Origin of the sequence: Aerococcus viridans, from assembly GCF_001543285.1 — a bacterium.
Taxonomy (GTDB): domain Bacteria; phylum Bacillota; class Bacilli; order Lactobacillales; family Aerococcaceae; genus Aerococcus; species Aerococcus viridans.
Genome location: NZ_CP014164.1, coordinates 1,247,409 through 1,273,382, shown reverse-complemented (window position 1 = coordinate 1,273,382; position 25,974 = coordinate 1,247,409). Strand labels below are relative to the sequence as shown.

Below are 25,974 nucleotides of genomic sequence, written 5' to 3'. Positions count from 1 at the left end.
ATACTTTGATATAATAACCTAGTGAAAAATTACAGGAAAGAGGGTATATGTCGTGTCTGGACATAATAAATGGAGTAAAATCAAAAACAAAAAAGGTGCAACCGATGCTAAACGAGCGAAAGTATTCCAAAAACTTTCTCGTGAAATTTATGTAGCAACGAAAGCGGGTGGACCTGATCCAGAATCAAACCCATCTTTACGTTTGGTTATGGATAAAGCAAAAGCAGCGAACATGCCTAACGACAATGTAAACCGTGCGATTGAAAAAGGTTCAAGTAACACTGCTGGTGAAGACTACGATGAAATCACGTACGAAGGTTATGGACCAGGCGGTATTGCTATTTTAGTTGAAACCTTAACTGATAATACCAACCGTACGTTAACCAATATACGTACTATCTTTAACAAAAACGGTGGTTCATTAGGTGAATCAGGTTCAGTTGCTTACATGTTTGACCGTCAAGGTTACATCGTGATTGAGCGTGAAGGTTTAGACCTTGACGAAGATGAAATGTTAATGAACGTAATCGAAGCTGGTGGGGAAGACATGACAACTTCAGATGAAGTATTTGAAATTTCTACAGAAGCTTCTGACTTCACTGATGTTCGCGACGCCTTAGAAGCGCAAGGATTCAAATTAGCACAGGCTGAAATCACAATGGTAGCTAAAACAATGTTAGAACTACCTGAAGATAAAGCCAGCCAACTTGAAAACTTGATCGACTTATTAGAAGACGACGATGATGTACAAAACGTACATTACAATACAGAATTAGCTGAATAAAGTTATTCAATACAAATAGTGTTGGTAGAGGTTCGAAAGAAACTTCCGCCAACACTTTTTATATAATCAAAAAGACGACCTAAGTACACTGGCGCGAAACCAGCTTACATAGGTCGTCTTTATCTTTTTACTACTTGCTGTTTAAGATACGTTTAACCACTTTAAGACGGGTAAATTCTTCACGTTCTTTCTCTTCAAGGGCTGAAGAAATAGATTTTTGTGCACCCTCCAATTGAGGAATGGTCACGTTTTGAAGGGCATTTACACGTTTTTGCGTTTTCTGCATGTTGTTCGCTAAACGATAAGCCGCATTCTCAACTTCAGCAATTTGAATCAACAATTCTTTTACCCGACGAAAGGCAATCCTTGCTTCATCAATAGCTACTGTATTGTCATAGAATGAGTAAGCGGGCTTCATAGGTCGGGGTTTGTAATTAATTTCTGGCACCTCTGAACCCATGACACTACGTACTTTTAATTGGATATCGTCTTCAACATCTACGTTAGTTGATGCATCATGTACACTTAAAATACCATTTTCATAAGCAGCAATTGTCAATTTATGATAAGCCAACTCATAAGCCTTTTTAAGGTCATCTTGTAAGCCAGAAGCCTTATTCAGCAAATCAATCAACTCATTCATCAAGATAATCCGTTTCCGGTCCATCAATAGGTAACCGTTTCGCGAAAGATCTAATGTCTTTTGAATCTGCATTAAGTTCCCCTTGGTAGGGGTGTTATTAATATCCATTAATTTTCACCACCTTATACTAGGGGTTTGTCAGTTGTTTGTTGGTTTAATACCTCATCAGCTGTGTTTTTGTAGTATTTATCAAGGACTTCAGTATCCATACGGGTCAATTCCTCACGCGGGAAAATACCTAATAATTGCCAACCTAAGTCCAATGTCTCTTGGATGCTTCTTGTTTCATCTTGGCTTTGACCTACAAATTTTTGTTCGAATAATTCACCAAATTTAAGGTAAAGTTTATCAATATCCGATAACTCTTCTTCCCCGATAACAGAAGCTAAAGATTTAGCCTCGTTGGCCCCAGAATAAGAAGCGAATAATTGGTTAGCTACGTCAGAGTGGTCTTCACGGGTAAACCCTTCACCAATACCATCTTTCATCAAACGAGATAGGGATGGTAGAATCCCAACTGGTGGATAAACGTTTTTTCCTTCAATCACACGGTCCAATACGATTTGTCCTTCAGTTATATAACCAGTAAGGTCAGGGATAGGGTGCGTGATATCATCGTTAGGCATGGTCAAAATAGGAATTTGCGTTACTGAACCTGGCTTACCTTTAACGATACCCGCACGTTCATAAATAGTTGCCAATTCAGAGTAAAGGTAACCTGGGTAACCTTTACGAGAAGGGATTTCTTGTTTTGCTGATGACACTTCACGTAAGGCCTCAGCAAAAGAAGTCATATCTGTTAAGATAACTAACACATGTTTACCTAAATCATAAGCCAAGTATTCAGCTGTAGTTAAGGCCACACGAGGGGTAATTAGACGTTCCATAACGGGATCGTCAGCGGTGTTCACGAACATGGTTACGTGGTCCATGGCACCGGACTCTTCAAATGAACGACGGAAGTAGTCGGCAATATCATGTTTTACACCCATAGCAGCAAATACAACAGCGAATTCTTCGTCAGAATCTTCACCCAATTTAGCTTGTTTAACGATTTGAGCGGCTACTTGGTTATGACTCATACCATCACCAGAGAAGATAGGTAATTTTTGACCACGAATTAACGTCATTAATCCGTCAATGGCTGAGAACCCAGTTTCAATATAGTCACGTGGGTAAACACGAGATACAGGGTTCAGTGGTGCACCATTAACATCACGCTTAATGCCAGAATGGATTGGTCCTAAATTATCAATTGGTCGACCGATTCCATCAAACACACGCCCTTGAATTTCAGGTGCAAGTTCGATTTCTAAACCGTGGCCAGTAAATTGTATATGTGTATTGTCTAGAGACATAGAAGTAGTTGAGTCAAATACTTGAATGATGGCTTTTTCGCCTTCCATTGTAATAATTTGACCTAATTTTTCTTCGTTGCCATTCACGCGAAAGCGTACGATATCGTTATATGCAGCACCTCTAACACCGTCTACAACTACTAGAGGGCCATTAATGGAATTTAATCCTAGATATTCTATTGCCATTATTATTCCCCCTTAACCGTTCTCTTGCATAGCATTTTCATAGAATGTATCGATATCCTCAAAGTAGTGATCGAAATCAGTTAAGTTGTCATTTGAGGTTGTATACTTCATGTTGATTACATCAGTGAAAATGTTTGATTTATTTAGATATGACATCGGCATACCCCATTGGACCAATGACTTCGCACGGTGATGTAAGTATAAAATAACTTCTATCATTTTTTCTTGTTTAGCCATTGGCACCGCTGAGTCTACCTTATGGAAGGTATTTTGTTGTAAGAAACCTTCACGGAAAACACGAGCAGTTTGTAAGACTAATTTTTGGTGGTCAGGTAGTACATCAGAACCGATTAGTTTTACAACTTCCATTAATTGGTCTTCTTCATGTAAAAGAGCCATCATTTCAGCCCGGTTAGCTAAGAATTTTTCAGAAACGTTGGCAGTATACCAAGCACCTAAATCATCCACGTACTGACTATAAGAGTTCATCCAGTTAATAGCAGGGTAGTGGCGTTTATGGGCAAGTTCTGAATCTAGCCCCCAGAAACAACGTACGAAACGTTTTGTATTTTGGGTAACTGGTTCAGAGAAGTCCCCACCTTGAGGAGACACAGCACCGATGATCGATACTGAACCTTCAGATTGGTTTAAGTTACGCATGTAACCAGCCCGTTCATAGAAAGTTGCGATACGGCTAGCTAGGTATGCTGGGAAACCTTCTTCAGCTGGCATTTCTTCAAGACGACCAGATAACTCACGTAAAGCTTCCGCCCAACGAGATGTTGAATCGGCCATGATCGCTACGTCATAACCCATATCACGGTAGTATTCAGCGATTGTTAAACCTGTATAAATAGAGGCTTCACGAGCTGCTACCGGCATGTTGGAAGTGTTGGCAATTAAAACTGTACGTTCCATCAAAGGCGCATTTGAACGAGGGTCAATCAATTTTGAGAAGTCTTCAAGTACTTCGGTCATTTCGTTACCACGTTCACCACAGCCAATGTAGACAATCACATCTGCATCAGCATATTTGGCAATCTGATGTTGCATAGTTGTTTTCCCAGTACCAAAACCACCAGGAATCGCAGCAGTACCACCTTTAGCGATAGGGAAGACAGAGTCGATAATCCGTTGACCAGTTACAAGTGGTGTAGTTGACTCGAAACGAGAAGCAACAGGTCGTGCTTGCCGGATTGGCCATTCTTGATAAGCTTTGATTTCATCAATGTCACCGTTGAAGCGACGAACTTTAACCAAGATATCTTCGATAGTATAGTCACCCTCAGCAACGACTTCTACGACTTCACCAACAGTTGTAGGTGGTAACAAAACTTTATGGGTAACGGCGTTAGATTCTGGAATTTCGGCAATAATTTCACCACCAGAAACTTGGTCACCGACTTCAACAACTGGTTTCACATGCCATAAGGTTGATTTATCAAGCGAATCTACTTGTACACCACGTTTGATCATGTATCCGGATTGTTTTTCAATTTCAACTAAAGGACGTTCAATACCATCATATATATTATTGATTAGACCAGGGCCTAACTGTACTTTAATCGGCATTGTTGTACCGTAAACGCGTTCTCCAGGACGGATACCCGCGGTTTCTTCGTACACTTGGATAGTGGTTTCTTTTTCATTGATAGAAATAACTTCCCCAACTAATTTGTCTTCCCCAACGTGGACCATTTCTTGCATGGATAAGTCGGTTGGACCAGCTATTTTAACGATTGGGCCCGAAATTGAATAAATTAAATTTTCGTTTGCCATTCTAGTCATCAACCTCCTTGATAGTAAAGCTATCTTCAACGTTTTCTAATAGGGTAGAGAAAGAGTAGTCAATTAATACTTGACGGTCTTTCAAGACGCCACGAACGCCACCCAAAAACTCACGGTCTGAAATTTGAATATTTGCATTTGTTTCTTCTAATAAAGTTTCAATCATACCTTGATCTGAATGGTTGATGTAAACAACCAACTCTTCACGATTTTTTTCTGCATAGTCTTTTAAGTTATTAATCATCACAACTAATTGGTTGCGGTATTCATCTGTTTGCATGTAATTTTGAATCGCACTGTTGAATTCAGCGAATAGCGTTTTTCTCAACTTTTCTTCTAGTAAGTACAAGTCACGTTGTAAGTGAATTTGACTTTGAGAAGTGTTTTTATTCAACTCTTTACGCATATTTTTTTTGGCGTTGGCAAATTTTGCATCAAACTCTTGATTTGTATTTTTCACAAATTCATCATAGTCTTTTTGCAAAGTTGCTTGGTATTGATTGACTTGTTCGTCAATAATATCTTGCGCTTGTTGGTTGACTTGCGTTTCAAAATAAGCAAATTTATCTTCTAAATCCATTGCTTAAAACTCCCATTCTATAATTGGATACCGATTGCATGTTGAATTGTTTCAGCAATGGTATTGGTCGCATTTTGATATTCATTTGCACCTAAGACTGAAGTGATAAGTGGTGTTGCTTGGTTAAAGCGAACATCATTTACAAGGTCTTGATTGCTTTCAATTAGAGAAGGCGAAAGATAAAGAATGCCAATACCTTTATCTGCTATTGCACGTTTAAAGGCAGGTTCAAATTCCGCAGGCTTTACAATTTCACCTTCAATACCTACTAATCGCAATCCAGTCAAAGTGTCTAAGTTATCACAGATTACGTAAGCTTTCATTATAGTTGACCTAAAATCATGAATGAGATGATCAAACCGTAAAGGGCAACCCCTTCAGCAAGACCAACGAAGATTAATGAACGACCGAAGATTGAACCATCTTCTGAAATAGCACCTAGGGCAGCTGAAGCTGCAGAGGCAACGGCGATACCACCACCAACACATGATAAACCAATTGATAAGGCAGCAGCGATGTAACCCAGACCTGTTGCTAAACCAGCAGTTTCTGCAGCAGCATCAGTTGATGCTAAAGCAACTTCTGGGTTGTAAGCTAATACGATAGCAATTAAGATACCAGCTACAACGAATACTAAGTTAGTAGTTAATGATTTTTTGTAACGATTTCTTGTTTTTTTGCCTGTGTAGAAGTAACCAAATGGTAAAACAAAACCCAATACGAAAGTTGCAACCATTGTCAGTTTAATTAATAATTCTGTTGTCATTTTTATTTTCTCCTTAAATCTTTAATCCAAATATTTTTAAATTCAATACCATCGCCACGATAGAAGTGACTGAAGATTTCATAAAATTCAAGACGTAAAACTTGAATTGCCACGACTAATCCTTCAAAACCAATTACAAACAAGTTACCTAAGATAATGACCAACCAGTTGATGTTGCCACTATTTTCAGCACCTGCAAACATTAATACCACACTCATCATTGCACCATGGGAAATAGCGAACGCACCCACACGGACGAATGAAATTGAGTTAGAGAAGTAAGTTAATAGGGTTTCAAATGTTTCAAAGAAGATTGTTAATGCTTGAATCACAATGTTGTCACCATTTTTCTCTTTATGGTTTTCCAACTTGCGAATGATTTCTTCCTTAAAGGCAATCGTGATTAATGCTAAAGCTAGGATAGCGATTAAGATGCCAATTGCTGGAATTGTGTGTCCAGACATGTAAAGGATTAACATAGCTACCAATACAAAGTAGAAAATGAATCCGGCAATACCGTTCTTATCAAGAATAGCTTCCCATTTTTCTCCGGCATTAAAGCGTTGCACGATGTTGACAATCATTGTTGCGAGGATCATGAACATACCAAAGGCGACTGCTACGATAAATACTGTATTTAAGCTTCCGAAGAAGGGAATGTCTGTCATGTGTGTCATAGGAGGTAGCCATAATGCATGGATAACATCTTCAAATCCAAAGATTGATCCGTAAAGGAAACCAAAGATAGTTGAACTTAATCCAATTGGCGCTAACATACCGATAGGGCGTAATTTCTTGTTGAAGAATCCGACAAGCCCTACAAGAAATAGAATGAATCCCTGACCCACGTCTCCGAACATGGCACCAAAAAGAAGGGAGTAAGAAATACCTACAATCGCTGTTGGATCAATTTCACGGTAGTTTGGAACGCCGTACATTTTGGTTAGTAACTCAAAAGGGCGGATTAGGAAATTGTTCTTCATTTTTGTAGGTGGATTCAAATGACTGTTGTCATCTTCATCTTCGATATACATAGTCACGTTTGGATCGTTTTTCACTTCATCGCTGAATTTTTGCGCATCAGATTGAGCCATCCAACCGATTAATAAGTAACGTGTTTCTTTTTGCGCGAATTCCTCACGGGTAATTGCTGCAAATTTACGAACACCAAAGGCTTGAGATAAATCCATCAAACGACTTTTAGCAGCTAATAAATTAGGTGCAACTGGCGTTACCAAAGCACGCATTTTACGTTTCAATTGGATTAACTGGCTTTCAGTATCTTCCACTAGGTTTTGGTATTTATGGGTAATTTCACGGAAGCTACCACTTTCTTCAGGAAGGTAAATCCGTTCCCAAGCTAGTGAGAATAGAAGGGCATCAACACGTTGGCGCGCTTCATCTGGTGTAAAGTAGACCCCGTAAACGTATTTTTCAGTTTCTTCACTCTTCACAAAGATGGCCGGAACCATTGAGTCCACATATTTTTCGAACTTACGGTAGTTTTCACGAGTGAAACGACCGAAACGGAATTTAATGTGGTTCATTTCGTAAATTTTATCTAAGTTGAAGTCAATCGATTGGAAGGGTCTAAACATTAACAAGTTTTCATTTGCTTCATCATGTGCTGCTTGCACTTTAGTAATGGCTTCTCGTTCATGTTGTAAACTTTCTTCAACTTCGTTCACTAAAGCTTTTGCTTGATCAAAGGTCATGGGTTTGTCCAAATGAATGTCTTTACCATGCTCAACGTTTGTGTAGTCTAATAAGTTATCAATTCGTTCTTCCCAAGGTTCATAAGGGTTTGGACTTGTATAGGGACGAAGTGTTCGAATCTCTGACAACTCCTTCAACGCATTTTCTAAATGGATAGGGTAGTGGGTCAAATAACGATCCGCCATCCGGTCAATATCGTCACGAGGACCGGTAATATTGACTAAGCGCATTTCGGTTATCATTGATTTAAACTCCTTTCTATAGGTGAAATGTTTTTATATGTAATTCGTTCGGTTAATTCTTCTAACATCAATAAAGCATGACGGCTATCCTCTAAATAATTGATAATTGCATACATTGATCTCGGTGCTCTAGTCGCAAGATGACGTTGTAAGGCTCTTAAGAATTCTTCCTCATATTTTTGTAGGGATTCATCTGTCGATAAATGTTCAAAAATGTCACCATAACCAAGCTCAGCAACCGTGATTTCGAAGTTTCGAATATCAGGTGCTTGCAATAATCGATCGATATACTCGTCATTCAAACGATACTTCCCGACTACTAAAGCAGATGTGACTTCGTTATCGCTTAATTGGTAGAGGAATTTCAAACGATAAATTGTAAAAATATTTAAGATATCAAAGCGGGCGCCGAATAGTTTTTTAAAACCTGTTAATGACTCACCGGTTAGATATTTTTTACCTCCTTGCCAAATTTGTTGAATGACAAATTGGTCAAAGGCAATTTCGAATTCATAGCGCTCGTAGTCATTTTGACTAAATAAGTTACTATATTGTTGGAAAAAAGGTCCGTAAATGGTGTCAGCAAGTGCATCCACAACTGTTTTTACATCAGTTGCCATGATCAAATCTGTCGTTTTGAATCCGCGATTATCATCGAGATAATGGGTGACTGGGCTCATGATAACGGTTGTTTCACCACGATTTACGACGGTTCTTAAGGTGTGTTTGATAAACCAAGCCTCAAAAAACATTGCATATCGTTTAAGGAAAGCGCGTTGTTGCAAAGAGGAAAAACGATATAATTTTAAAAACTCAAAGAAATTGCCGTAATTAAGCATCAACTCAATATCTTCTCGCGAAGAGACATCAGTTTTTAGAACGTCTGCTGCCTTTTTGTAAGAAGGATTTTCGGTGATTAATGCGTACAATTCATTTAATGTACGAATATTCCCATGAGCCTCGATTTTCTCACTGGTCAATAAATGCTTTCGCATACCATGAATTTTTGTGTCTATAGCAGTATAGTTATCCAATTTCATCGACTCCAAGCTTTGTTACTTTTTCCATGAACTCGTCTACATAAAGACCGTGTTCATTGTCAAGAATATCTTGAATGCGTTGCATTTTACGGGAAAATTTGGCAGTAAGATTATGAGAAGTTTCATAGTCCTCAGAACTAAACGATTCTCTTGTTGTTTCGATTTTTTTAGCATAAGCATCATTAGCCGCTTGTAAAAAATCACGTTTCTTATCGTCAAATGATCTTTTAATGCTCATTTTTTGATCTTGAACCGTATTCTCCGCATCTTTAGCCGTATTTTCAATTTGATATAAACGATTTACGATGTCATCCATTGCAGTTCCCTCCCTTTTTGTAGTACCAATTTAGCGGCCTAGCTTAAAGTATATCATTTCAGAAAATTTTCAAAATTAAAACGGGGGCCTATCATGCAAAAGTGCGCAAAATTTTGAGATGCGCTTTTTTTTGCATATTATTTTTATTTCGTAAGCGATTTTATAAGAATTCTTCGTATAAATTATATGACCTGAAAATAAATGGAGGTGATAGGTTGAAAGAAATGATAGACAGTATGATTTCGATGGCGATATTAAAACGGTCCGATGATATCCACATTCTACCAGAGGGACAGCAGTATCATGTTTTTCTAAGAGACGGATACCAATTGATATTGCAGGAAACTCTTGAATTTGAAAAAGGGAGTCAGTTGATTCGGTTATTAAAGTATATGGCTAATATGGACGTAGGGGAGAAACGTATGCCCCAAGATGGTGCTATTGTCTATGACTTGGGAGACGACAAAATCGAATTACGATTATCGTCAATCTCTAATTATCTCATGCATGAATCATTAGTCATCCGTGTTTTCCATGATAAGGTGACCAGTGATTTTAAATCCAATCACTTGAATCAAGCAGCTTATGACACCCTGAACAAATATATGAAGCGCAAAAGTGGTTTGATCATATTTTCGGGCCCAGTTTCTTCAGGGAAAACAACGACCATTTACCAACTGTTAAGGAATACCTATCAAGAAAAAGCCAGTCAAATTATTACAATAGAAGAGCCCATTGAAATTAAAGAACCTACTTTCTTACAAACAGAAGTCAATGAAAAGGCGGATATTACTTATGACCGTTTGCTGACCGCTAGTTTGCGTCACCATCCGGATATCATTCTAATTGGCGAAATCAGAAGTGAAGAAACAGCGAAAATGGTGATTCGCGCATCACTGACTGGTCATCTAGTTTTAGCCACCGTTCATGCTAAAAATACTTTTGGTGTAATTGGACGCTTGAAAGAATTAGGCATCACAAACGAACAATTGGTCCAGACCTTGCTATTAGTCGTTGCCCAAAGGTTGGTGCCTCGTATCACTGATCCAGAAATTGTTGCGACTGAGAAATTAGCCTTATTTGAGTTACTACAGGGTGACCAGCTGAGTAGTTTCATTTTAAATCAAAGCTATCCAAATGATTTTAAATCACTAAATCGACTATTAAAGGAGGCTTATGATCATGGCTACATCACCCAGTCCAGCATGGAAGAATATCAACTGGAAACAATTAGCGAAAACTGAAATTACTAGCACTTGGCAACCGCAACTACAGGCGACTGTACTTTTATACATCGCAGAAATGCTTCAAGAAGGGTTTCCTATGCTTGAAATATTTTCTTTTTTAAAGACTATTTTTCCTAAGCAAGAAGTGACTTTTGGCAAAATGGCGACCGGTTTCTCAGCTGGTCAGTATTTTTATCAAGTTATACATGAAATGAAAATTAAGGGTAATGTAGCTTATCAAATTCAAGTGGCAGAAGCTTATGGCAATTTTGGCTTAGGGCTAGAAACGATTGCCAAGTACATTCAAGAACGTGATCAACAGATGCGAAAGCTAAAAGGGGTTATGCTTTATCCAATTGCTTTAATTGTGTTGATGATTGGCATGTTATTTGGCTTGCGCATATTTCTTTTGCCACAATTAGCTTCTATGTCAGTGGGTGAGGGACAGGGATTACTGAGCTATTTATTGATTTTCTTGCAAAAGCTGCATTGGATAATGATAGGGTTCTCAATTTTGTTGTTAGTTATACTCATCATCTATCTTATATGGAAGAAGCGGACTAACCCATTAGTAAGGGCAAGGTTATATGTCAAATTACCAGTGGTTGGAAAATTATTTAGATTATATTACACCCAGTTTTTTGCTTACGAATTTAGCCAACTATTTAAAATAGGTTATTCAGTACGGCAAATCACTGAGTCGCTAATTAAACAAGATGAAGTTGCATTCTTACAAGCTTTCGGTGAGTACTTAGACGAAAGATATTATCAAGGAGTGTCATTTGCAGATAGTTTAACAGCTGCCGATGTGTTCACCCGTGAATTTCCAGCAATAGTTATTCAGGGAGAATTGTTAAATCAATTGGCGATTAAGACAAGGTTATATAGTCAGAGGGTTCTAAGACTTTTGTATCAAACGATTGACCAACAGATAAAAATAGCCCAATCCATTTTGTTTTTGAGTGTCGCAATCTGTGTGGTCATGGTCTACTTAATTTTAATGTTACCAATGTTAACGATGCTAGAAACAATCTAAGGGGGAATTATCATGAAAGAAATGTTGGTTAAGTTCATTCAAAAGTGTCGTAGAAAAGAAGGTTTTACGCTTATAGAAATGGTTCTGGTCTTATTTATTGTGGCAGCCTTGTTACTGCTAATTATACCAAACATGTCCGAGCAAACAAAAAATGTAGAGTCTAAAACTAACGCTGCTTTAGTTGAAACGGTTGAAACGCAGATGGAATTATATTTACTAGAACATGATGAAGAAAGTGTCACGGCGGAAGTACTAGCAAACGAAGGTTATATCACCAATGATCAATTAAAAAAATATAATGCTATTCCAACACAAACTGTTACCCCTTAGGAATTATTAACGTCATCATTTTAAGAGGAGTAGATTTTGATGAAAAAACATAAAAAGAAGTCGGGATTTACTCTTCTGGAAATGATACTTGTTTTATTTGCGCTGTCATTATCATTAATACTTGCGGTCCCATATGCAAAAGATGCTATTATCCGCTATGAATCAAAAGTAATGATGCGTAATGTCATGCAACACTTTGAATACGTGCATAAAATGACAATAGTTAGGAAAGGAATACATTTTGTGACTTTTTCAGGTAATACAGTAGAATTTCGAGCTGATCTATTACGACCTTCACCGGTAGATACGACGTTTGTATTTCCAAAAGAATCTAAGTTTGTCCATTATAAGAGATTTGAATTTTCTACGTCAGGAACTGTTGGGCCACAAACGATAACCTTAAGAACACCAACGAAGGATTATGCAATTGTTTATCAATTTTCTGGGGGGCGTTACGTTATTGAAGAAAAAAAGCCAATTGATCCATAATTCCAATAGTAAAAAGGGGAAACAAGGGTTTATGTTCATCGAATCTATTATTGGACTGTCCTTAATAGGGGCTATGGTCTACCTCCTTGTCATAAACCAGCAGATGCAACTTGAAAACCTAAGGCGAAGTGAAAGGGCCTTAAGTCAAAGCCGTGAACAGTTTCATCAATTAAATGCTGTTCAATTTGGGGCAAGCATACATGAAGGGATAGAAATTAATCTGGAAGAAGGCAAATTGGAGGATCAACGGGATGGTCATTTCACAGAATTTAAGATTCAAGAATAAATTAAATAGGCGAAAGTTAAATCTAACTATGTCAAATATGATTAATACAAGATCAGGATTTACCTTATTGGAAATGATTTACGGACTATTTTTCTATGCCCTAATTCAAATTACCTTTTTGGCTGTGATGGGAACAGAGATGAATATATATAACAGATATGAAGTAATGGCCTACGATGACTTTGATATCTTCTCCAACCAATTTTTGACAGATCATACACAAACGGAACTAGTTAGATATACTGCAGATACCCTTTCTCTCAAAGAAAATAATAAGGTCGGTATTTACCGGTATTATAAAGATAGCAATGGAAACTCCTGGATTAGATATTCTTTAAACGGAGGATACGAGCCACAAATTCCAAACGCTACAGGTCTCGCGATTCAAGAATTAGATAATGGGAACTTCCTGTTTAAAGTGAGGCTATTCGATGGTAAGGATTATAAAATCCTTTTACCTTTAGTAAAGAAAGGTAAATAATAATGAAGAAAAGTGGTTTTGTCTTATTTACCGCATTAATGTATATGTCGATTCTAACCTTCATCTATTTAGTTAACTTAAATATGTACAGTAGCCAAGTTAAAATGAATGAAGAAATTAAAATATCCTATCAAGCACAAATCATGTCTCGCCTGGCGGTTGAGAAAGTGATCGCTGAGAAGAAGAAAGTAGTGACTAACCAAATAAGTTCAAAGGATCAACCGTCAGAGCCGTCAGATAGTAAAGAATTGGATACATCCCATTCTAAAGAAGAAAGTGAGGTAAAACCTTTGCCGGATGAAAGCAGTGTAATCATAAATAATCCTGATCAAGCTAGTGTTTCAGAGATTCAGCCAGATGCTACCGCTGGATCGAGCAATCAAGAGGATATAGAAAATAAAGAAGCAGCTGTTAATTCAGCAACTTCAGATCAAGTAAAAGAAGTAGCGGCTGCCACTCAAACGTCAATACCATGGACAGATGGCAATTGGACTATGACCTTTAACCAGGGACATGTGTCAGTTGAATTAAAAAATAAGGTCTTTAAAACGACTGTATTCATTGTAGAAAACGGACGGCAATATAAATATAATAATGTCCCTTATGATCAAAGAACTCGGGAGTAAGTAGCTGTGGGTAATGGGTAAAAAGTGAGCAAGAATGTTGATAAAGAGCACTATGGATAAAGCTAAGTTTCATTGAAAACTGATATATGCTATACTAATTGGGCTATAAAAAGTGACTCTATTTAGAGAGATAGATTAGTCAATATGAGGTGAAAAGTTTGGAAAAGAGAATAAGTGCTTTGCAAGAAAGCATGGCAGCTGAAGGTATTAATGCATACTATGTCACTGACCCATTTAATTTAAGATATATTTCTGGTTTTACTGGCACAAGTGGTACAGCATTAATTACAGCAAATAATGCGTACTTCATCACAGATTTTAGATATCGGGAACAAGCGAAAGCACAGTGTGCTGGCTATGAAATTATCATTGCTGGCGGATCTGCAGCGCATACTAGTCCATTGCGATTCGTTCAATCCGTAGTGGTTAACGAAAATCTAGGTCAACTTGGTTATGAAGAAGAATATATGACAGTTGCTAAATTTGATGAGTTAGAAGATATCGTTTCTGCTCGCTTAATCCCAGCATCTGGAATGATTGAAGCCTTACGTCAAACCAAAGACCAAGAAGAAATTACGACAATTCAACGAGCATGTGAAATTGCAGATGCAGCTTTCGAGCATATCTTAGGCTTTATTCAAGTCGGTATGACTGAAATCCAAGTTGCAAATGAATTAGATTTCTTTATGAGAAGCCAAGGGGCAAGTGGTGTTTCTTTTGAAACAATTGTTGCATCAGGTTATCGTTCTGCTATGCCACATGGCGTGGCCTCTGATAAAGTGATTGAAGCAGGCGATATCGTGACTATGGACTATGGTTGCTACTATAAGGGGTATGTTTCTGACATCACAAGGACTATCGCTGTTGGAGAACCATCAAGTAAGATGAAAGAAATCTATGATGTTGTTTTCCAAGCAAACCAGCTGGTGAATGAGCAAGCGAAAGCTGGCATGACTGGTGAAGAAATGGATGCTATTGCACGTGATTTTATTGCTAGCCATGGTTATGGGGATGACTTTGGACACTCACTTGGACATTCTATTGGTTTAGATATTCATGAGTCACCAAATGCAAGTATGCATAATAAACAACCACTAAAAGAGTACACTGTTATTACAAATGAACCAGGCATCTACTTAGAGGGTATTGGTGGGGTTCGTATTGAAGATGACATCATTTTGACAGAAGATGGGAATAAAGTTCTGACACATGCTCCTCGTCACTTGATTATCGTGTAATTTTACGTAGATGATTGAATGCATCCGACTTTTTGAGCCAGGATGCATTTTAATGTGTTATAATTTTGGTATGATTAAATTTTTTTAGGAGATGTAAATATGATTACAACAAACGATTTTAAAACAGGCTTAACTATTCAAGATAATGGTAACTTATACCGTGTTGTAGAATTCCAACACGTTAAACCAGGTAAAGGGTCTGCTTTCGTGCGTTCGAAATTAAAAAACTTACGTACAGGTGCATTATTAGATAAGACTTGGCGTGCAGGTGAAAAAGTAGAAACTGCTCATATCGAAAACCGTGACATGCAATACTTATACGCTGATGGCGATACTCACGTCTTCATGGATAATGAAACGTATGAACAAACTGAAATTCCAGCAAACCAAATCCAAGACGAATTAAAATTCATGTTAGAAAACATGGAAGTTAAAATCATCACTTTTGGTGCTGAGGTATTAGGTGTTGAATTACCTAAGACAGTTGAATTAGTTGTTAAAGAAACAGAACCTGGTATCAAAGGTGATACTGCTTCAGGTGGTTCTAAACCTGCTACTATGGAAACAGGTGTAGTTGTTAACGTTCCATTCTTTGTTAACGCTGGTGACAAATTAGTAATCAATACTTCTAACGGTGGAGAGTACATTTCACGCGCGTAATTTGAGATAAGGAGTGAACGACAATGGCTGATAAAATTGAAGCATATAAGCATAATCAAGTGCAAGCTACCGGTGCAATTGAAATTGCTCCTCAAGTAATCGAAAATATTGCTGCAGCGACTGCCTTGCAAAGCAAAGGTGTTCGAGCGATTAAACGTGCTAACAAGACAATTCAAGATGTTTTCCAACGCGATGCCGGAGTAATTCTTTATCAAAATGATCGAAATGAAATGGTATTAGATATGTCTGTAGAATTATATTTTGGAACTGCGGTAATTGCAGTTGCACAAAATATTCAATCACAGGTAATTGACCAAGTCAAGTACATGACAGATATTACGATTGATGTCGTAAACGTTCATGTAACAAACTTGTATATGGAAAAAGCAAGTAAATAAATCGTATTAAGGGGAACAAGTATGAAATTAGGGTTATCACAAATTAGAGAACTCGCTGTATTAATATCTTATGAGCAAGAGTTCAATCCACAACTTTCTTTGGAAAGTGCTTTCAATCATATCCTACAAAACCACAGGAAATTGGGTCAAAAGGTAAATTTTGAGGAATTAACTGAAGAAGAATTTATTGAGTATGAAAATCATGCAATCAAGTTGAAAGATAGTATTGAGAATTTTTCAGCTAAAAATCATTTTGATAAATTACCGGATGTTACTGAAGATGTGACTGTTCCCGCTTATTTACGTACATTAGTAGAAGGTGTTAAAGCGAATCGCTTTGAGATTGACCAAATGATCGATAACCATATCCATGGTAATTGGTCAGTGCAACGACTAGAATTAGTGAATCTACAAATTCTACGAGTAGCTGTGTTCGAATTACTATTTACCGATGAAGAAACGGTTCCTCGTGTAGTAGCAGTTAATGAAGCGATTGAATTAGCTAAATTATATTCGGATGACCGTGCGCGTAAATTTATTAACGGGATCTTATCAAACGTCTTAGCTGAATTAAAAGCCAACGCGAATGGCGATGTTAAACCAGTAGAAACTGTTGATATTGATACTATTGAAGAGGGCGAAACAGACTTAGACAGTGAACAGTCAGCTGAATAATCGTTTTGTGTGCAAGAGGAGACTGGGACAAAAGGTCTCTCAAAAAATACACTCCCAAAACTATGAACTTTTTTGTTCAGTAGTGGGAGTGTATTTTTCTATATCTTTATAAAAATAAACGAAAGTGGGACTACTTTTTTCGCAAAAGTAGTTTTGTCCCAGCCTCTTTTTTAAATGTTCATAGGTATAATTTAATGATATTGCCACTACAAGACTGTTATTATGGCTCAACTTTCGATATACTTGTTACATTACATTATGGATAAGGTGGGCAATTATGATAGAAATTTGTTCCAAAGAATATGTTAAAGTTCAAACTGAGTTATTGAAACAAAGAGTAAGTGAATTAAAAGATAAAGGCATTCACCCTAAAATAGTCATTATTCTTTGTGGTGATGATGAAGCGAGTGCATCATATGCACGAACTAAAACTAGATTTGCTGACAAAATCGGCGTGGCAAACGAATTAATTTCTTGCCCAAGTAATACAACAACAGAAGAATTGTTGGCGGTTATCCAACAATATAATGAAGATAAAACAGTACAAGGTATCATGATTGAAATGCCTTTACCAAAACAAATTGACGTACAAAAAATTAATATTGCGATTGATCCGGATAAAGATTTAGATGCCATTCACCCTGTACATTTAGGGAACCTATTAGCTGGTAATCAAAGCCGGGTACCGAATACACCACTTTCAGCAATCACCTTGATGGACGAAGTAAATACGACTTTTAGAGGTAAACGTGCTGTGATGATTGGCCGGTCTACAATCGTTGGAAAACCACTAGCAGAATTGATGTTACAACGTGGGGCTACTGTAACGATTGCCCACAGTCAAACGGAAAATATGGCAGAATTAACGCGGTCTGCTGATATTATCTGTGTTGCCGTTGGTATTCCGAACTTCTTAACAGAAGATATGGTTTCACCAGGCACGACAGTGATTGATATTGGGACTACATATGATGAAAATGGTAAAGTTACTGGTGACGTAGACTTTGAAAATGTCGCAGAGAAAACCCATGCCATTACACCAGTACCAGGTGGTGTTGGGCCAGTCACCAAATTAATGGTATTTAAACAGATGATTGATAGATTAGAGGAAGTGACAGGTATTGTCTGATAAGAATTATTTAACTGTTAGCCAGTTGACGCAATATATTGCCACCAAATTTGAAAAGGACCCTTATTTACACCAAGTCTATGTAACGGGTGAAGTATCAAATTATAGAAAACGCGCTAAACATCAATACTTTTCCTTGAAAGATGACCATGCGGTATTATCTGGGGTTATGTTTGCCAATGCTTTTAACCAGCTGAAATTTGATTTAGAAGATGGGATGAAAGTCTTAGCAATTGGCCGTATCGGTGTTTTTAATGCGACTGGTCGTTATCAGTTGTATATTGACCACCTTGAGCCAGATGGTGTAGGTGCTCTTTACCAGCGCTATGAGCAATTAAAGAAACAGTTAACTGAAGAAGGCCTTTTTCAGTTTGATCCGAAGCCGGTTCCAAGATTTCCCAAAAATATTGCAGTCATTACTTCGCCATCAGGCGCTGTAATTAGAGATATCATTACAACTGTTAAGCGTCGGTACCCAGTTGTGCAATTGACCTTGTACCCAACCGCAGTACAAGGCAAGTACGCTGCCGACGAATTGGTGAAGAATTTAGAACGAGTGTCCGCACACGGTGATTATGATACAGTGATTATCGGCCGCGGTGGTGGATCTATTGAAGACTTGTGGCCATTCAACGAGGAGAAGGTCGTTCGTGCCGTCCGGAAAATGGATATCCCTATTATTTCCTCAGTCGGTCATGAAACAGATACCACCCTCGTTGACTTTGTCAGCGATCAAAGAGCAGCGACGCCAACAGCTGCTGCAGAAATTGCTACACCTGTCTTGTCAGAAGAGTTGATTCGCATTCAAGAATTGCAGGCACGACTATATCGAGCGCAGGTTAATCGTATACAATATTTAAAACAGCGATTATTAGAATATCAAAACGCCTATATTTTCCGCCAACCGTTGCGACTATATGAAGGGCACCAATTAAAATTAAAAAACCTACAGGCACGATTGATTCAGTCGCAAGAAAGCTACTTAAAAGCACAAAAAGTTGGTGTACAGCACTTAGACCAAAGGCTAAACCAAGCATCACCTGCAATTACATTAGTCAATTACCAGACAAAATTACAGTATATGCAACACCAATTAATTAATAGCCAGAGCCAACAGGTAAGGTCTAAGGAATATCAATTGCAAAAAGCGATGTCCCAACTGGATCTTTTATCACCCCTAAAACGGATGAGTAAAGGTTTTGCTTATGTGACAAGTAAACAAGAACCGGTAGATTCCATCACAAAAGTGGATATTGGTGATCCATTAGCCATTCAATTAGCTGATGGCCGTATTACCGCACAAATTACTGGAACAGACAAGAAACAATTTTCTAAAATAAAAGGAGAATCATAAATGGCTATCGATACCTCAAAACTATCGTTTGAAGAGGCGTTAGAAAAATTAGAAGCAATTGTCAATCAATTACAATCTGGCGATATCAAATTAGAAGAATCAATGGATGCTTTTCAAGACGGCATGATTTTAAGCAAATATTGCAGCCAAACTTTAGAAAACGCTGAAGAAACAATGACAAAATTGATGACAGAAAATGGTCAATTAGAAGTATTTGAAGAACCATTGAGTCAAGGTGACCAGTAATGGATGCAACTATTTTTATGGAAAACCAATTACCAGTCTTAGACGAAGCTATTCTGAAGTCTGTTGACCAATTCGGTCACGCCCAACCTGGTCAATTAAAAGAGTCAATGGTTTATTCATTAAATACGGGTGGCAAACGCATCCGACCAATGTTATTATTGGCTACTTTAAAAGCGCTGAACGTTGACATTCAAATTGGCTTGAATACTGCTGTTGCCTTAGAGTATATCCATACATATTCTTTAATTCACGATGATCTACCAGCAATGGACAATGATGATTACCGCCGGGGTAAGCTGACTAACCATAAAGCCTTTGATGAAGCGACAGCTATCCTTGCTGGTGACTCATTGCTAACAGATTCATTTGCTTTAATTGCAAATGACTCTAAAATCCAAAATATGCAAACGAAAGTAAATTTAATTGCGGAATTGTCAAAAGCAGCCGGATCTAACGGTATGATTGCCGGGCAAATACTGGATGTTGATTCAGAAGGCAAGCAAATCAATTTGCGAACACTACAAGACATCCACAAACACAAAACTGGTGAATTAATCCGCTATGCTGTTTTTGCAGGAGGACAAATTGCGCAAGCTTCTAGTGAAGTTGCTACCTTATTAGATGACTTCGCTTGGGCATACGGGATTGCTTACCAAATCCAAAATGACTTACAAGAAGTGATGTGGACGGATGAAGCACGAGGTAAATTGAACCATTCAGATGCAGAGCTTGATAAAAATACTTACCCGTCAATAATGGGTACTAATGGTGCCTTAAGCGCTTTGTCTGATAAAATAGATTCATGTAAAAGTTTATTAGATCAAATTCAAACAATTCAACCAGCATTTGACGTGGAATTATTAGCTGGCTTCTTGAAATACTTAAAAATTTAATTGAAAAAAGGGGTGAATTAATGGAGAAAGAAAGAGCGGATATTTTAGTCGTTCGCCAGGGATTAGCGGATTCGCGTGAAAAGGCCAAACGTTTTATTATGGCTGGACAAATTTATACTGAAAAAGCCTTACGGGTAGATAAACCAGGTGAAAAGTTACCGGTAACGACGCAATTGACTTTAAAAGGGGAAGATGTGCCTTTTGTATCTCGTGGTGGTTTCAAATTAGTTAAAGCCATGGAGTCTTTTGACATCGACTTTACCGGGAAGAAAGTGCTAGACATTGGCTCTTCAACTGGTGGATTTACAGATGTTGCCTTGCAAAATGGTGCTAGTATGTCCTACGCACTGGATGTGGGGACCAATCAGCTAGACTGGAAATTACGTTCTGATGACAGGGTTGTGGTGATGGAGCAAACAAATTTCCGCTATTCGAAGCCTGAAGACTTTGTAGCCGGTCAACCAGATATCGCAACAATTGACGTATCCTTCATCTCTTTAGATTTGATTTTACCACCTTTACGTCCAATTCTTAAAATCGGTGGGCAAGTGGCTGCATTAGTGAAACCACAGTTTGAAGCTGGTAAAGACAAAGTCGGTAAAAAAGGAATCGTTCGGGATAAGAAAGTCCATAGAGATGTGATTGAACATACCATGCAAACAGCCATCGGTCTTGGTTACGATGTTACAGATTTAACTTATTCACCGATTACTGGTGGTACTGGGAATATTGAGTTTTTAATGCTATTAACGAATACAGAAGGTGAGCCTGGCCAAATTGATACCGCGATTGATATTGATGCGGTCATCGAAGAGGCACATTCAGTGTTTCATTAACGAGGGTATCTATAGGGTTAGACAAGGGGAGAGATGTAAATGCTTCAGCATCTTACAATTAAAAATTTTGCAATTATAGAAGATTTAACAATCGATTTTGATTCAGGCATGACTGTCCTAACGGGTGAAACAGGTGCCGGGAAGTCCATTATTATTGATGCTGTGGGCTTGTTAGTTGGTGGTCGTGGGTCAACAGATTTCATTCGCTATGGTAGCGAGAAATTTGACCTTCGAGGGATCTTTTACATGCCTGATTTATCCGAAGAAGGCCGCAATATGTTGGCCGATAATGATATTCCTTTCGATGATGCCCAATTAATGATTGTCCGTCAGTTAGATATCAATGGGAAAAATACAATCAAAGTTAATGGTGTATCCATGACTGTTAGCATGCTCAAAGCTTTAGGTACGCACATTGTAGATATCCATGGGCAAAATGAGCACCAGTCTTTAATGAACACAAGCAATCATATTCATTTGCTAGACCATTTTGCTAAGCATGAAATTGCTCCTAAACTAGCTAGCTACCAAGAAGCTTATGTAACTTATCAAACTGCGAAAAAGCAATTGGATAGTCAAAATCTAAACGAGCAGGAAGCTGCCCAACGCGTTGATTTATTAAAATTCCAAATCAATGAAATTGAATCGGCGAATTTACAAGTGGGTGAATACCAAGCTTTAATTAGTGAACGTGATCAATTACAAAACTTTCAAAAAATTGCTGATGCCTTAGGTGCCAGCAATAATTTGCTGTCTAATGCTGATTTGAATATTATCGATTTAGTCGGTCAGGTTATTGGTGAACTTGAGACCATACGTGCCTTTGACACGACCTATAGTGAATTTTACGAACAAACAACGGGAACTTATTATGCCTTACAGGATTTAGCCTCAAGTATTTCAGACCAGGTAGAGCAACTGCATTATGATCCGAATCGTTTGGATGACATTATTGAACGATTAGCGGTATATAAAAATCTGACTCGTAAATATGGGGACGATACTGAAGCCGTGCTAATCTATCTGGATAAGGCGAAAGAAGAGTTGAAGCAAATTGAAAACCGTGAGTCGAATCAACAAAAATTAAAGGATGCAGTGAAAAAAGCGCAAGCAAATGCATTAGCATTAGCAGAAGATTTATCTAAAAGTAGAAAATCTGCAACAGCAGGTTTAGTGACGTCCATTGAAGGACAGATGCAGGCGCTCTATATGGAGAAAGCCAAATTCCGCGTGGATATGTTAACCCTGGATGAATTAGGACCATATGGGATTGATGATGTCGCCTTTATGATCGCCACTAACCTTGGTGAGCCATTTAAGCCGCTTGTTAAGGTCGCATCAGGCGGGGAGTTATCTCGGTTGATGTTAGCAATGAAAACTATTTTCCAAAATGCATCAGGGGTGACAGCAATTATCTTTGATGAGGTGGATACGGGGGTATCTGGACGTGTGGCTCAGGCTATTGCAACCAAAATGTTTGAAATTGCCCTTAAGGCTCAGGTATTATGTATTACGCATTTACCGCAAGTAGCCTCGATGGCAGACCACCAATTGTTCATCTCTAAAGATGAAAACAGCAACCGTACCTACACAAATGTACGATTACTAACAAATGAAGAGCGGATAGACGAAGTCGCAAGAATGCTGACGGGGTCTAATATTACGACAGTTGCAAAGCAAGCAGCGGCTGAACAAATTGAAGAGGACCGACAATTTAAAGCGAACCTTCGCTAATAACAGGAGGAGTGGGTGGATGAAGCCTAAGATGATAGTAATAGCTGGGCCTACGGGTGTAGGTAAGACCAGTTTATCTTTAAAATTAGCCACAGCATTTAATGGTGAAATTATTAACGGTGATTCCATGCAAATCTACCAAAATTTAAATATTGGAACGGCGACCCCGACTGAAAGTGAGCAAGCTGTGGCAGTGCATCATTTAGTTTCCTATGTTAGAGTGGACGAAGAATATTCAGTTTCCCGCTTTAAAGAGGACGCTACGTCGGCTATGGAGGCGATTTTGGCAAAAGGAAAAGTCCCTATATTAGTTGGGGGAACGGGTTTATACCTAGAATCCTTTATATATGACTTAACCTTAGGTGGTAAAGATTTGGAACATCCTGAATTTCGTGCGCAAATGGAAATGTTGGCGCAAATGGAAGGAAATGAAGCAGTCTACCGGAAATTGGTTGACTTAGACCCTAAAGCAGCAGACCAAATTCACCCCAATAATTTACGTAGAGTCATTCGGGCTTTAGAAGTTGGGACTTTTTCGGACCGGCTGTTTTCAGACCAATCGGAAACGCATGCAAATCATGTGTCGCCTTATGATTTGTTGATTATCGCTTTAAATACGGACCGACAAGTCTTATACGAAAGAATCAATATGCGGGTCGATGATATGGTCAACCAAGGGCTTATTGAAGAAACGAAATGGTTGTTGGCACAAAAATTAGCTGAGGATCAACAATCAATGAAAGCTATCGGCTATAAGGAATTATTCCCTTATATTCGAGGTGAAATGCCACTTGAATTAGCGCTAGAAGATTTAAAGCAAAATTCAAGACGGTATGCCAAACGACAAATAACATGGATCAGAAATCGATTAACAGATGCGCATTGGCTAGATTTAGTGACGCATCCTGAGAATTTGCAGCAGGTATTAAAGCTAGCAGAAGATTTTTTGAAAGCGACTAGTTTGCCTTAATTTAGATTTTCGGTTCAGAAGGAGGAAGTATGCAAAAAGTTTTATTAGCAGCAGTTCAGACACCTGACACCAGTGACCGACAATTTGATATGCAAATTGAAGAGTTAGAGGAGTTAGTGAATACGGCAGGGGGAGAAGTGGTTGGGCTCGTTTCACAAAAACGGGAAAGATTTGACGCCAGAACCCTAATTGGTAAGGGGAAAGTAGAAGAATTGGCCATGCATGCAGATGCAAATGAAGCTGATTTAATTATTTTCTATCAGCAATTAACGCCATCACAAAATAACAACCTACAACAAGCAGTAGATTTTCCAGTGATTGACCGAATTCAATTAATTTTGGATATTTTCGCTATGCGGGCAACATCAAAAGAAGGTAAATTACAGGTTGCCTTAGCACAGAACGAATACCTATTACCGCGTTTAGCAGGTAATTATAATGCCCTATCTAGACTTGGTGGGGGGATTGGGACGAGAGGTCCTGGTGAAACGAAAATTGAGCAAGACCGTCGGGTTCTTCGTAACGAGATTCAACGCATCAAGGGTGAGTTGAAAGAAGTAGAGAAGCACCGTAGTCGGACTCGTGAGAACCGGGAAAAGGGCGCCATTTTCCAATTGGGCTTAATTGGCTATACCAATGCAGGCAAGTCAACAATTACAAACGCCTTGTCCCAAGCGGATACCTTGGAAGAAAACCAATTATTCGCCACCTTAACACCCCTAACACGGGTATTTTCACTCAACAATCATTTCCAAATGTCCATTACGGATACGGTAGGATTTATACAAGATTTACCACCACAAATTATCGATTCATTCCATTCAACCTTGGAAGAAAGTCGTCAGGTGGATTTGATGTTGATTGTGATCGACGCGTCATCACCGTATGCAAGCGAACAGGAAGCGGTCGTCCTAGATACCTTGAAGCAATTAGACATGCTGGATATCCCACATTTATTTGTTTATAACAAGATGGATAAAGTGGCAAATACCAACCAGGCGATCTTGGCCTTTAATCAGCCAAACGTGCAGATTAGTGCCAAGTCTGAAGAAAGCATTGAAGAACTGTTAGCAGCCATCGTCAATGAATTGAAAGACCAATATGATGAAGTTGAAATTGCTGTTTCACCGAGTCAAATCGGTAATTGGTTGGGACTGCAAGATCATATTTATTTTGAAAAGATGGAATTTGACGAAGTGTCTCAGCAATACGAATTGCATTTATTTAAACCCAAATATTTACAATTGCCTAAGTCTGAGTAAAATGCACTTGACAGATATTGCTATCTTGGTATAATATTTAATAGTTGTCATCTAAACATGACGACTTTTGTTAGGATAGCTCAGCTGGATAGAGCAACGGTCTTCTAAACCGTAGGTCGTGGGTTCGAATCCCACTCTTAACATTAAGTGAAAACCGCTATATATCAACATTTAAGTGTTGGTGTATAGTGGTTTTTTGTTGAAAACTTTTTTTACCAACTAGTGGGGCTAAAAATGCATGAATTAAATTTTTTTAAAGGTGTATTTATGTTCATTTTTAGTTACATGAGCATAAATATTTAATATAGCTTGGAAAATGGCTTCCTCTATTTTTTGATATTTGACCTTGTTAGTACTTTTGCCTTTTTTCTCTTGGATACTCTTATTATTTCCGCTAATCACAGTGTCCATAATGGTAAATAATCTCATTATGATATCAATAACACATTACTATCAAGTTCGTAGCAATCAAATTCTCAATTATTTATTAGTCAACTGATAATAGGTATGTAGAAAATTCATTCAATTAAAGTTCATTCTTCTAACAAGCGTTCTGCCTCTAGATTAGACCGAAGAATAATTTCTGTCGAATGGAATTGATAAAAAATTTGATAGCTAATTAAAGCGATAATCTTTTTTTGATTCGTGACCCTCGTGGGTATGACTACTTATGTGATGTTTAAGAA

General features: G+C 38.2%; 29 protein-coding genes and 1 tRNA gene. 21 read left to right on the top strand and 9 right to left on the bottom strand.

Annotated elements, in window-relative coordinates; genetic code table 11:
- Positions 1 to 52: 52 nt before the first annotated feature.
- Positions 53 to 784, top strand: a complete 732-nt coding sequence (locus tag AWM76_RS06105) for a YebC/PmpR family DNA-binding transcriptional regulator (RefSeq protein ID WP_003142412.1) — start codon at positions 53 to 55, stop codon at positions 782 to 784.
- Between the two features lie 130 nt (positions 785 to 914).
- Here the strand turns inward: AWM76_RS06105 and AWM76_RS06100 are convergent, their stop codons facing one another.
- Genes AWM76_RS06100 through AWM76_RS06060 form a run of 9 tightly spaced genes read right to left on the bottom strand, consistent with a single transcriptional unit; the run spans position 915 to position 9,419 of the window.
- Positions 915 to 1,535 carry a V-type ATP synthase subunit D gene (locus tag AWM76_RS06100; protein WP_003142410.1) on the bottom strand — a complete coding sequence of 207 codons (621 nt, stop codon included), beginning with the start codon at positions 1,533 to 1,535 and terminating at the stop codon, positions 915 to 917.
- Between the two features lie 14 nt (positions 1,536 to 1,549).
- Entirely contained in the window at positions 1,550 to 2,971 is a 1,422-nt protein-coding gene (locus AWM76_RS06095) for a V-type ATP synthase subunit B (protein ID WP_003142409.1), read from the bottom strand.
- Between the two features lie 12 nt (positions 2,972 to 2,983).
- A complete protein-coding gene (locus AWM76_RS06090) occupies positions 2,984 to 4,750 on the bottom strand; it encodes a V-type ATP synthase subunit A (protein ID WP_039935478.1) in 1,767 nt (588 codons plus the stop codon).
- A 1-nt stretch (position 4,751) separates the two neighbouring features.
- Complete coding sequence (locus tag AWM76_RS06085; RefSeq protein WP_003142407.1) at positions 4,752 to 5,339, bottom strand: V-type ATP synthase subunit E; 588 nt, start codon at positions 5,337 to 5,339, stop codon at positions 4,752 to 4,754.
- A gap of 17 nt (positions 5,340 to 5,356) precedes the next feature.
- The gene (locus AWM76_RS06080) at positions 5,357 to 5,662 is read right to left on the bottom strand and encodes a V-type ATP synthase subunit F (protein WP_003142406.1); all 306 of its coding nucleotides are present in this window, start codon (positions 5,660 to 5,662) and stop codon (positions 5,357 to 5,359) included.
- Positions 5,662 to 6,105 carry an ATP synthase subunit C gene (locus tag AWM76_RS06075; protein ID WP_003142405.1) on the bottom strand — a complete coding sequence of 148 codons (444 nt, stop codon included), beginning with the start codon at positions 6,103 to 6,105 and terminating at the stop codon, positions 5,662 to 5,664. Before AWM76_RS06075 ends, AWM76_RS06080 begins: the two co-directional genes overlap by 1 nt.
- Positions 6,106 to 6,107: 2 nt before the next feature.
- On the bottom strand, positions 6,108 to 8,063 hold the full coding sequence (locus tag AWM76_RS06070; RefSeq protein ID WP_003142404.1) for a V-type ATP synthase subunit I: 1,956 nt from the start codon (positions 8,061 to 8,063) through the stop codon (positions 6,108 to 6,110).
- Complete coding sequence (locus AWM76_RS06065) at positions 8,060 to 9,103, bottom strand: V0D/AC39 family V-type ATPase subunit (protein ID WP_003142403.1); 1,044 nt, start codon at positions 9,101 to 9,103, stop codon at positions 8,060 to 8,062. The genes AWM76_RS06070 and AWM76_RS06065 overlap by 4 nt, the downstream gene beginning before the upstream one ends.
- Positions 9,090 to 9,419, bottom strand: a complete 330-nt coding sequence (locus AWM76_RS06060; protein ID WP_003142402.1) for a hypothetical protein — start codon at positions 9,417 to 9,419, stop codon at positions 9,090 to 9,092. The genes AWM76_RS06065 and AWM76_RS06060 overlap by 14 nt, the downstream gene beginning before the upstream one ends.
- A gap of 224 nt (positions 9,420 to 9,643) precedes the next feature.
- Between AWM76_RS06060 and comGA the strand changes: the two genes are divergently transcribed.
- The 20 genes from comGA (at position 9,644) to AWM76_RS05960 (ending at position 25,431) form a co-directional block, all read left to right on the top strand.
- On the top strand, positions 9,644 to 10,663 hold the full coding sequence (gene comGA, locus AWM76_RS06055) for a competence type IV pilus ATPase ComGA (RefSeq protein ID WP_235585546.1): 1,020 nt from the start codon (positions 9,644 to 9,646) through the stop codon (positions 10,661 to 10,663).
- Positions 10,602 to 11,681 (top strand): competence type IV pilus assembly protein ComGB, encoded by a 1,080-nt coding sequence (gene comGB / locus AWM76_RS06050; RefSeq protein WP_003142400.1) that lies wholly within the window; start codon positions 10,602 to 10,604, stop codon positions 11,679 to 11,681. Before comGA ends, comGB begins: the two co-directional genes overlap by 62 nt.
- Positions 11,682 to 11,693: 12 nt before the next feature.
- On the top strand, positions 11,694 to 12,011 hold the full coding sequence (gene comGC, locus AWM76_RS06045; protein ID WP_003142399.1) for a competence type IV pilus major pilin ComGC: 318 nt from the start codon (positions 11,694 to 11,696) through the stop codon (positions 12,009 to 12,011).
- A gap of 39 nt (positions 12,012 to 12,050) precedes the next feature.
- Positions 12,051 to 12,500, top strand: a complete 450-nt coding sequence (locus AWM76_RS06040; protein ID WP_003142398.1) for a prepilin-type N-terminal cleavage/methylation domain-containing protein — start codon at positions 12,051 to 12,053, stop codon at positions 12,498 to 12,500.
- Between the two features lie 31 nt (positions 12,501 to 12,531).
- The gene (locus AWM76_RS06035; protein ID WP_235585479.1) at positions 12,532 to 12,786 is read left to right on the top strand and encodes a hypothetical protein; all 255 of its coding nucleotides are present in this window, start codon (positions 12,532 to 12,534) and stop codon (positions 12,784 to 12,786) included.
- Positions 12,787 to 12,859: 73 nt separating this feature from the next.
- The gene (locus tag AWM76_RS06030; protein ID WP_235585545.1) at positions 12,860 to 13,267 is read left to right on the top strand and encodes a hypothetical protein; all 408 of its coding nucleotides are present in this window, start codon (positions 12,860 to 12,862) and stop codon (positions 13,265 to 13,267) included.
- A gap of 2 nt (positions 13,268 to 13,269) precedes the next feature.
- The gene (locus AWM76_RS06025; RefSeq protein WP_003142393.1) at positions 13,270 to 13,893 is read left to right on the top strand and encodes a hypothetical protein; all 624 of its coding nucleotides are present in this window, start codon (positions 13,270 to 13,272) and stop codon (positions 13,891 to 13,893) included.
- Between the two features lie 158 nt (positions 13,894 to 14,051).
- The gene (locus AWM76_RS06020; protein ID WP_106427298.1) at positions 14,052 to 15,131 is read left to right on the top strand and encodes a M24 family metallopeptidase; all 1,080 of its coding nucleotides are present in this window, start codon (positions 14,052 to 14,054) and stop codon (positions 15,129 to 15,131) included.
- 99 nt (positions 15,132 to 15,230) lie between these two features.
- A complete protein-coding gene (gene efp / locus AWM76_RS06015) occupies positions 15,231 to 15,791 on the top strand; it encodes an elongation factor P (protein ID WP_003142390.1) in 561 nt (186 codons plus the stop codon).
- A gap of 23 nt (positions 15,792 to 15,814) precedes the next feature.
- The gene (locus AWM76_RS06010) at positions 15,815 to 16,189 is read left to right on the top strand and encodes an Asp23/Gls24 family envelope stress response protein (protein WP_003142387.1); all 375 of its coding nucleotides are present in this window, start codon (positions 15,815 to 15,817) and stop codon (positions 16,187 to 16,189) included.
- A 21-nt stretch (positions 16,190 to 16,210) separates the two neighbouring features.
- Entirely contained in the window at positions 16,211 to 16,864 is a 654-nt protein-coding gene (nusB, locus tag AWM76_RS06005; RefSeq protein ID WP_003142386.1) for a transcription antitermination factor NusB, read from the top strand.
- 277 nt (positions 16,865 to 17,141) lie between these two features.
- The gene (locus tag AWM76_RS06000) at positions 17,142 to 17,993 is read left to right on the top strand and encodes a bifunctional 5,10-methylenetetrahydrofolate dehydrogenase/5,10-methenyltetrahydrofolate cyclohydrolase (protein WP_004262332.1); all 852 of its coding nucleotides are present in this window, start codon (positions 17,142 to 17,144) and stop codon (positions 17,991 to 17,993) included.
- The gene (xseA, locus tag AWM76_RS05995; protein ID WP_004262331.1) at positions 17,986 to 19,347 is read left to right on the top strand and encodes an exodeoxyribonuclease VII large subunit; all 1,362 of its coding nucleotides are present in this window, start codon (positions 17,986 to 17,988) and stop codon (positions 19,345 to 19,347) included. Before AWM76_RS06000 ends, xseA begins: the two co-directional genes overlap by 8 nt.
- Complete coding sequence (locus tag AWM76_RS05990) at positions 19,348 to 19,593, top strand: exodeoxyribonuclease VII small subunit (RefSeq protein WP_004262328.1); 246 nt, start codon at positions 19,348 to 19,350, stop codon at positions 19,591 to 19,593. It abuts the gene before it with no gap.
- The gene (locus AWM76_RS05985; RefSeq protein WP_004262325.1) at positions 19,593 to 20,486 is read left to right on the top strand and encodes a polyprenyl synthetase family protein; all 894 of its coding nucleotides are present in this window, start codon (positions 19,593 to 19,595) and stop codon (positions 20,484 to 20,486) included. Before AWM76_RS05990 ends, AWM76_RS05985 begins: the two co-directional genes overlap by 1 nt.
- 20 nt (positions 20,487 to 20,506) lie before the next feature.
- Entirely contained in the window at positions 20,507 to 21,322 is an 816-nt protein-coding gene (locus AWM76_RS05980; RefSeq protein WP_004262322.1) for a TlyA family RNA methyltransferase, read from the top strand.
- A gap of 39 nt (positions 21,323 to 21,361) precedes the next feature.
- Positions 21,362 to 23,056, top strand: coding sequence for a DNA repair protein RecN (gene recN, locus AWM76_RS05975; RefSeq protein ID WP_004262319.1), 1,695 nt, complete (start codon positions 21,362 to 21,364; stop codon positions 23,054 to 23,056).
- Positions 23,057 to 23,075: 19 nt separating this feature from the next.
- The gene (gene miaA, locus AWM76_RS05970; RefSeq protein ID WP_004262316.1) at positions 23,076 to 24,026 is read left to right on the top strand and encodes a tRNA (adenosine(37)-N6)-dimethylallyltransferase MiaA; all 951 of its coding nucleotides are present in this window, start codon (positions 23,076 to 23,078) and stop codon (positions 24,024 to 24,026) included.
- Between the two features lie 29 nt (positions 24,027 to 24,055).
- Positions 24,056 to 25,288 carry a GTPase HflX gene (gene hflX, locus AWM76_RS05965; protein WP_004262313.1) on the top strand — a complete coding sequence of 411 codons (1,233 nt, stop codon included), beginning with the start codon at positions 24,056 to 24,058 and terminating at the stop codon, positions 25,286 to 25,288.
- A 69-nt stretch (positions 25,289 to 25,357) separates the two neighbouring features.
- A tRNA-Arg gene (locus AWM76_RS05960) sits at positions 25,358 to 25,431 on the top strand.
- Positions 25,432 to 25,974 lie beyond the last annotated feature (543 nt).

Excerpts from the sequence above, each read along its gene's own strand:
- comGA (WP_235585546.1), top strand. The coding sequence starts at position 9,644 with ATGATAGACAGTATGATTTCGATGGCGATATTAAAACGGTCCGATGAT.
- efp (WP_003142390.1), top strand. The coding sequence starts at position 15,231 with ATGATTACAACAAACGATTTTAAAACAGGCTTAACTATTCAAGATAAT.
- hflX (WP_004262313.1), top strand. The coding sequence starts at position 24,056 with ATGCAAAAAGTTTTATTAGCAGCAGTTCAGACACCTGACACCAGTGAC.
- AWM76_RS06025 (WP_003142393.1), top strand. The coding sequence starts at position 13,270 with ATGAAGAAAAGTGGTTTTGTCTTATTTACCGCATTAATGTATATGTCG.
- comGC (WP_003142399.1), top strand. The coding sequence starts at position 11,694 with ATGAAAGAAATGTTGGTTAAGTTCATTCAAAAGTGTCGTAGAAAAGAA.
- AWM76_RS06075 (WP_003142405.1), bottom strand. The coding sequence starts at position 6,105 with ATGACAACAGAATTATTAATTAAACTGACAATGGTTGCAACTTTCGTA.
- AWM76_RS05990 (WP_004262328.1), top strand. The coding sequence starts at position 19,348 with ATGGCTATCGATACCTCAAAACTATCGTTTGAAGAGGCGTTAGAAAAA.
- AWM76_RS05985 (WP_004262325.1), top strand. The coding sequence starts at position 19,593 with ATGGATGCAACTATTTTTATGGAAAACCAATTACCAGTCTTAGACGAA.
- recN (WP_004262319.1), top strand. The coding sequence starts at position 21,362 with ATGCTTCAGCATCTTACAATTAAAAATTTTGCAATTATAGAAGATTTA.
- AWM76_RS06030 (WP_235585545.1), top strand. The coding sequence starts at position 12,860 with ATGATTTACGGACTATTTTTCTATGCCCTAATTCAAATTACCTTTTTG.
- comGB (WP_003142400.1), top strand. The coding sequence starts at position 10,602 with ATGGCTACATCACCCAGTCCAGCATGGAAGAATATCAACTGGAAACAA.
- AWM76_RS06085 (WP_003142407.1), bottom strand. The coding sequence starts at position 5,339 with ATGGATTTAGAAGATAAATTTGCTTATTTTGAAACGCAAGTCAACCAA.
- AWM76_RS06000 (WP_004262332.1), top strand. The coding sequence starts at position 17,142 with ATGATAGAAATTTGTTCCAAAGAATATGTTAAAGTTCAAACTGAGTTA.
- AWM76_RS06065 (WP_003142403.1), bottom strand. The coding sequence starts at position 9,103 with ATGAAATTGGATAACTATACTGCTATAGACACAAAAATTCATGGTATG.
- AWM76_RS06080 (WP_003142406.1), bottom strand. The coding sequence starts at position 5,662 with ATGAAAGCTTACGTAATCTGTGATAACTTAGACACTTTGACTGGATTG.
- AWM76_RS06040 (WP_003142398.1), top strand. The coding sequence starts at position 12,051 with ATGAAAAAACATAAAAAGAAGTCGGGATTTACTCTTCTGGAAATGATA.
- nusB (WP_003142386.1), top strand. The coding sequence starts at position 16,211 with ATGAAATTAGGGTTATCACAAATTAGAGAACTCGCTGTATTAATATCT.
- AWM76_RS06100 (WP_003142410.1), bottom strand. The coding sequence starts at position 1,535 with ATGGATATTAATAACACCCCTACCAAGGGGAACTTAATGCAGATTCAA.
- AWM76_RS06060 (WP_003142402.1), bottom strand. The coding sequence starts at position 9,419 with ATGGATGACATCGTAAATCGTTTATATCAAATTGAAAATACGGCTAAA.
- AWM76_RS06035 (WP_235585479.1), top strand. The coding sequence starts at position 12,532 with ATGTTCATCGAATCTATTATTGGACTGTCCTTAATAGGGGCTATGGTC.
- AWM76_RS05980 (WP_004262322.1), top strand. The coding sequence starts at position 20,507 with ATGGAGAAAGAAAGAGCGGATATTTTAGTCGTTCGCCAGGGATTAGCG.
- AWM76_RS06095 (WP_003142409.1), bottom strand. The coding sequence starts at position 2,971 with ATGGCAATAGAATATCTAGGATTAAATTCCATTAATGGCCCTCTAGTA.
- miaA (WP_004262316.1), top strand. The coding sequence starts at position 23,076 with ATGAAGCCTAAGATGATAGTAATAGCTGGGCCTACGGGTGTAGGTAAG.
- AWM76_RS06070 (WP_003142404.1), bottom strand. The coding sequence starts at position 8,063 with ATGATAACCGAAATGCGCTTAGTCAATATTACCGGTCCTCGTGACGAT.
- AWM76_RS06010 (WP_003142387.1), top strand. The coding sequence starts at position 15,815 with ATGGCTGATAAAATTGAAGCATATAAGCATAATCAAGTGCAAGCTACC.
- AWM76_RS06090 (WP_039935478.1), bottom strand. The coding sequence starts at position 4,750 with ATGGCAAACGAAAATTTAATTTATTCAATTTCGGGCCCAATCGTTAAA.